The sequence below is a fragment of the Limnohabitans sp. DM1 genome, from assembly GCF_001269385.1.
In the GTDB taxonomy this organism is placed as follows: domain Bacteria; phylum Pseudomonadota; class Gammaproteobacteria; order Burkholderiales; family Burkholderiaceae_C; genus Limnohabitans_A.
In genome coordinates, this window is the sequence record NZ_CXOO01000079.1 from 1 (window position 1) to 6,164 (window position 6,164).

Genomic DNA, 6,164 nt, shown 5'->3' on the forward strand with positions numbered 1-6,164 from the left:
TGTGTGACTGGAGTTCAGTCGTGTGCTCTTCCGATCTGCGATACGCCCGCCCCGTTGGGGGTGGTAATGTTGATTTTGGTGACACCGCTTTGGGTCTGATCGACAAAGGTGCGTCGGCCATCGTTGGCCGTACCTGCATTGACGATGACCTGCGCAGTCACCAGCAAAGGGTTCAGCACATAGACAAGCAGGGCCGCTTGAGCAATGGTGCGGCGGTAGCGGATCAGGAAATGGTTTGGCGCCAATGTTGAGTTATTTAGGTCTAATAATCGACATATTTTGCCTTGATATTCAGGAAAATCTTGGGTTTGGCATGGCAGATATGGCTGTTCTTGACGCGTCTGTTTCGCCCCGCCCGCCCTCTTCGCTCTGCCGTATTCACCCGTCGCCCCAAAGCCTGCGCCCTGGTGACGCTGCGCGCAGACATTCTCACCCGCCGCAAACCCGATTGGCTGCGCCTTGAAGTCTTGCGCCTCAAGGCCCACATGCCCCGCGCTGGTTGCCGCGCTGTGGCACACACCTTCAACCGATTGCATCCCGGCCTGAGCGTGGGCAAAACCTTTGTGGCCGATCTCATCGCATCACACCAAAGGGAGATTGCCGAGCTGCGCCGTCAGATCAGATCGGCCAAGCCCCGCACTGTTCAGGTCAACAACACCTGGGCCATGGACATGACGTTCTTCACCGACACGCAGCACATTACCCATGCGGCCATTGGCATCATCGACCACGGTTCACGCGTGGCGCTGCGTTTGCAGGTGCTCACCCGGCGATGCAGCTGGAGCTTGCTCGGTCATTTGTGCTTGGCCATTGCCCAGCATGGCAAGCCCCGAAAACTGCGCACCGACAACGAGGCAGTTTTGAACAGCTGGCTGTTCAACTCGTTCTTGAAGATCGTTGGCATCCAGCACCAGACCACCCAGAAACACGCCCCTTGGCAAAACGGCAGGATCGAGCGTTTGTTCGGCACGCTCAAGCCGCTGCTCAGGCAACTCGTCATCCCAAGTGGTGGGGCACTGCAAAGCGCGCTCGATGAATTCAGGGTTTTCTACAACCACGTCAGGCCTCACCAAAACCTGCACGGACTCACACCAGCGGAACACTTTGCAGGGCTCAGACCACGCGACATCCGGCAAATGCCGATCAAGGAAGTGACGCCAGTGCAAGCTCTGGCGGGGTTGATGCGTGGCTACGGGATCAGGAGGTAGATCGCCCCAAAAAAGACTTCAAACCAACGCCAACAGCACTGTCCGCATCGGCCAGGGTCAATGCCTGCGTGCGTGTCGGGTTTTGCACAAAGAGCAGGCTCAGCACCGTACCAACAAGCGCAGCAACCCATCAAGAACCAGCATCGAGAGGCTGATCTTTGAAAAAACAGGGGTTGAAATTCAGCAATAAAACTGTTGCGGACACTCGGACATGACACCAGTTGTGCTGGTCTGTGTCAGTGTTGTAGCCCAGCTCCACGTCCCCTTGCGACTGCACCAGGGCTTTGCCACCTGCGTCCACGTCGCTCGCGCTGAGCGTGACCGATTGCGCGCCGTAAATGGTGACCTTGCCACCGGCTTCGATCTGGCTGCGCTCGGTTTGCAGGCTTTGTTTTTTGTCGCTGCCGGTGACCGTGCTGCTGTAGGCTTGCCCGCTGGTGATGGCCACCGCCCCTGCTGCGCCCAAGGCCGCATCGCCTCCTGCGCTCAGTTGCAGGCTTTGTGCGCTCAAGTTGCCTACGGCCTTGACTTGTGTGTTGCCACCGCTGCCAAGGCTGCGCGCATGCTCACTCACATCCATCACACGACCTCGGGATGGGTTGAAGACAAGACGGTGGGCTTGGGTATTCAAGTTTTTAAAGCTGGCAGTGACAGCACTTCGTCGTACTGCGGCCAGTCTTCTCGGGCGCGCTTAAGTACGCCCTGCATGAGCTCGTCCAGCTCGGGAACTGGTTGTTCGGGCGCGAGCTGGTCAAAGGGCGCAGCCATCAGGGGGTGATCCAGCCTCGGGTTGGCCAGCCCTTCCCATTCGCGCAGCCGCAAAACGAAGAGGATTTCCACCGGCACGCGCTCCAGGTGCCTGTCTTGGTTGAAGTCGTAGGAATTTTTCTGGCTCTCTTTGCCTGTTTGCCAAGTGTGGCGATCGCACGCGGCCAGCAGGCAAGGCACCAAATCGTCGGGGTTGGGCGTGCGCCAGTGGGCCAACAAGGCTTCGTAGATCGGTTCGTCGTAGGCATAGCCCGGCCAGTGGTGCGAGACATCGCCCACCCAGTCGGCAAACAGGCGCAGCATGAAGGCTTGGGCGCGGCGGTGGTCTTCTTCGTACTCAAGCTCCAGTTGGTACATCCGGTTGAGCGCCGCATGGGTCAGATAGCCTTTGTGGATCACGGCGTCTTTCCAGCCCAGCATCGCCATTGCGGCCATCATGTTGGTGGCAGTTTGGATGGAGAACATCCGAAGGCCACCCTTTATATGAGGTTCAGGAAAAAGAATCCTATAACGGTCATGCCAAAAGAATGCCTGCATGATGCCAACTTGGTAGTAGCGCATCCAATAGGCCAAATCAGACCTCCAGTTCGGGTTGTCTGGTGCAGTTGCCAATGCTCGGCATGCTTGGCCACTTGCTAACCTTTCTGTTGTGTAGTCTGTTATGTTGCGCTTGTTCGGCAATTGTTGTGTGGGCGCCGCATCCTCTCTGGTCACGTACTCACGAATGGTGTTTCGATGAAACTCTTCATGAGTAGGCATTTTTGCAATGCGTCCCAACACACTCTTATAGGTAGGCCATTTTGGGTTCACACCCATGCGTTCACACTGGTTCATTTGCTGGGCCATTCATGCACCTTGAATTCTGCGACACCGGTTGTCCCGGGGGCTGGGAGGCCGACTTTGACGGTGACGCCCTGGACTTTGACACCATCATCAATTGCCTTTTGTAGGGCCTTTGCCAACGCCGGATCAGATTGAGTGATAGAGCCATTCCCTAGCCACTTTTGCAACCTCGTCGCCGGATCGCCAGCCGCACTCGCCGCATTGTCCACCCCGCGCTGCGACGACTTCGCATCCATCACCACCACGGTGATCGTATCCCCGTTGATCGCCACCGCGCAGCCGTCACAACCCCAGTTGCTGGCATTTTGCAGTGGCTTGAAGTTCAGGTTGGTTTTCTCATTCAAGAGCTGCAAGGCCAGTTGTTCGCCCAGCACCCCATCCTGCCGCCCCGCTGTGTGCGACAGCGGGATCAATTCAAAGGTCTTGCCGAACAACTCCCGCACATCGCTGACGGGTGGTGTTTGGGCCATCCTGGCCTGAGCAATCGCCGCCTGCAACTCCTTAGCTACCGATGCTGCATCAGTTGTCGTCTCAGCAATTTGTTTGAGTTTAATCGTTGCAGCCGCTGCCACAGTCGCACTCACCCCCAGTGTCGGTACCCCACTTGCGGCTTCAGCCACACCGACTCCAAGCTCAGTCATCATCCCCGTGCATGCCGGAGTGAGCACGCCGCTGCCGCAAGCCGTCACCACTGCCCGGCCCACGGCCAGCATCAACCCGCCGCCTGCAGCTGTCGCGCCCACAAGCACCGCCGCTTTCACAATTTGCCTGCTGCTTTCAGCATGCTCGTTGCCCCAGTTCAACGCACCGACCACCTTGTTCAGGTCGGCCACCTGACGATCAATCAATCGTTTGGCGGTCTCATCACCCACCAAAGCCCTGAACTCTGGCGTTTGCATCTCTTTGAGGGCTTGCACATAGTCAGGCAACTGCCCTGCGCAGGCTTGCGGATTGGCTTTACACAAGTCTTGCAAGCTGCCCGCTGGCGTCTGCAATAGGCCTGTATACAAACGTTTGATCGCGTCGCACTGGCTACCACTGCACTGGCCCAGCTGCTCCATCAACTTTTTGACATCACGCGTGGCCAGCAGGTTGTTTTGCACCGCGTTGACTGCCGTCATCACCGCCGTGCTCACACTCGCTGCACTGCCGTCGCCTGTGATGGCTCCAGCCGCAGCAGCTACAACTTTCACAAAGTCCAATATTTGAGCGTCGGTTTTGCTGCCATCGCTGTCATACCATTTGCCTGCCAGCTCGCCCACCACTGCGCCAATAGCCCCGCTCTCGCAGCCTTGCTTGCCGCCCGATGCACCACCGGCCATGCACCCGGCCAGTGCATGCGCCAGGGCTTGTCCTGCTGCATTGAGCGTTGGCGGTTGTCCATCCAGACCGGGAACGGTCATCTTGCCAATTTCATGGGCCGCCTGCCCCGCGCCAGCGCTGATCAACGCACTCACCAGACCCGTCTTGATGTTGTCCTCCAAGTCCGTGCCCGTCAGCACGCTGGTCACCCCAGCGTTGGCCAGGTTGTTGATCACCGCCTTGCCCAGGTTCGCTTGAAACCCGTCTGCAACCTTGATGTCGTTAAGGTTCTTGCCGTCAATCTGATAGCTGCTGCCCAGCTCACTGAGCACGCCCGCCGTCACCATCGCCAGTGCAATGTTCTTGACACTGTCTTTGCTGCCCAGGTCCTTGAGCGTCTTGCCAATGTCGCCGCCGTTGTTCACAAAGCTCACCGCTGCGCTCGACGCCAAACTGGTCATGCCCGCCGCCATCGCACTGGTGGCCGTGACCCCGGCTGTCGTCAGCACGGTGCCCGCTGCAACGCCACTGCCTGCAACGCCTGCACCCGCAGCTGCTACTGTGCTGGCCCCTGCCGCGCCTGCCGCAGCGGTCATGCCAGCCTCTGTCGCCAACGATGCCGCCCAGCCAGAGGCGGCACCCGCCGTGAAGTACGCCACCACAATCGCCAGCAGCGCCGCGCCTGCGCCTGTCAGCCCCTGCTGGTCGTATTGCCATTGGTCATGCGCCAGCTTGACTTCGCTCCACTTGATCTTCGGATCGTTGGCCAGGTCATTGAGATAGCCCATGCCCGGCTGTTGGCTCAGCGCTGCGATCTGGTCTTTCAGGTTGCCCTCGGGGATCTGCACCGTGGTGTTGATGCCCTCCCCAATGTTCAGCTTGCCGTTGATCACGGTCTGGTTGGCCGTCTCTGTCGTGCTGCCGTTGCCACTGTTGGCGGCCCACACCCCAGCCGTAGTGGTCGACTCGGTGTGGCTCGTTTGCGTCGTGTTGGTGCTCACGCCCACAATCAGCTCACCGTCTTTGCTGGTGTCTGCACCTTCGCTGCGCACGATGTCAATCTTGGGCGCGGTCATGATGGCCCCGCGCACATCGGTCACCGTGCCCACGCCCACCTTGATCGCCTCTTGCGAGGTCAGCTTGGGGGCCAGCGCCGTGGTGTTCAAGCTGCTGTCGCTGCTTTGGCTGTTGCTGTAGGTGATGCCAATGAAGCTGGAGCTGGTTCTGCTGTCGGCATTGCTCTTGTGCTCTTCGTTGACCGCGTACAGCTTGGTCTGGTCCGCGCCTTCGACCTGCACGAGGGTTTGACCCTTGATGTCTGCGCCCAAGCTGGTGATGTTCTTGCCCAGCACTTGCACTTGGCCTGCTTTGACCTTGCTTACTTCGGCGGTTTTGTCCACCGTGGTGTGGTTGGTCGTGGTGGTGCTGCTTTGGAGCCCGCCCCAGCTGCTGCTGGAGCTGCTGGTGGTCCAGTTGTGCTGTTCGGTGTCGGTGTTGTAGCCCAGCTCTATGTCGCCTTTGGACTGCACCAGGGCTTTGCCGCCTGCACTCACGTCAGTGGCACTCAACTTGACCGCTTGCTCGCCATAAATGGTGACCTTTCCACCGGCTTCGATCTGGCTGCGTTCGGTTTGCAGGCTTTGACGCACATCGCTGCCCGTTTGCGTGCTGCTGTAGGCTTGGCCGCTGGTGATGGCCACCGCCCCTGCTGCGCCCAGTGCGGCATCGCCGCCTGCACGCAGTTGCAGGCTTTCTGCGCTCAAGTTGCCCAAGGCTTTGATTTGCGTGTTGCCGCCACTGCTCAGTTGCACGCCTTCGATGGTTTCTTTGTGCGTCGTGGTGCTCTGCTGGGTGCGCAGAAATCTTAAAAACCCGCCCTCACTCGATGGGTTGGTCGTGGTGCTGTCTTCACTGTTTTTGAGGGCCTTCAGGTCCACGCTGCCTTGTGTGGATTCCACCTTGAGGTCTTGCCCCGCGCTGASCTTGCTGCCTTGCGCGGTGAGGTCCTTGGTCCTTTCCAGCTGGCTGGTCAAACTGCCGGGG

At 59.1% G+C, this 6,164-nt stretch carries 4 protein-coding genes; 1 reads left to right on the forward strand and 3 read right to left on the reverse strand.

Translation table 11 applies throughout. The features are described 5' to 3' along the window. Positions 1-308: 308 nt before the first annotated feature. Positions 309-1,208 carry an integrase core domain-containing protein gene (locus tag AMM33_RS21310; RefSeq protein ID WP_194945668.1) on the forward strand — a complete coding sequence of 300 codons (900 nt, stop codon included), beginning with the start codon at positions 309-311 and terminating at the stop codon, positions 1,206-1,208. Between the two features lie 130 nt (positions 1,209-1,338). On the opposite strand, the gene AMM33_RS21315 is transcribed toward AMM33_RS21310, so the two are convergent. The 3 genes from AMM33_RS21315 to AMM33_RS21325 all read right to left on the reverse strand — a co-directional run. Beyond that, positions 1,339-1,839, reverse strand: a complete 501-nt coding sequence (locus AMM33_RS21315) for an ESPR-type extended signal peptide-containing protein (protein WP_194945669.1) — start codon at positions 1,837-1,839, stop codon at positions 1,339-1,341. Beyond that, complete coding sequence (locus tag AMM33_RS21320; RefSeq protein WP_228768298.1) at positions 1,836-2,822, reverse strand: hypothetical protein; 987 nt, start codon at positions 2,820-2,822, stop codon at positions 1,836-1,838. Before AMM33_RS21320 ends, AMM33_RS21315 begins: the two co-directional genes overlap by 4 nt. Then, the coding region (locus AMM33_RS21325) for a DUF637 domain-containing protein (RefSeq protein WP_194945670.1) at positions 2,807-6,164 on the reverse strand (3,358 nt) is incomplete at its 5' end. The genes AMM33_RS21325 and AMM33_RS21320, both read right to left, overlap by 16 nt.

What these genes read in the sequence shown, in the direction of transcription:
- AMM33_RS21320 (WP_228768298.1), bottom strand. Translation starts at nt 2,822, where the DNA reads ATGGCCCAGCAAATGAACCAGTGTGAACGCATGGGTGTGAACCCAAAA.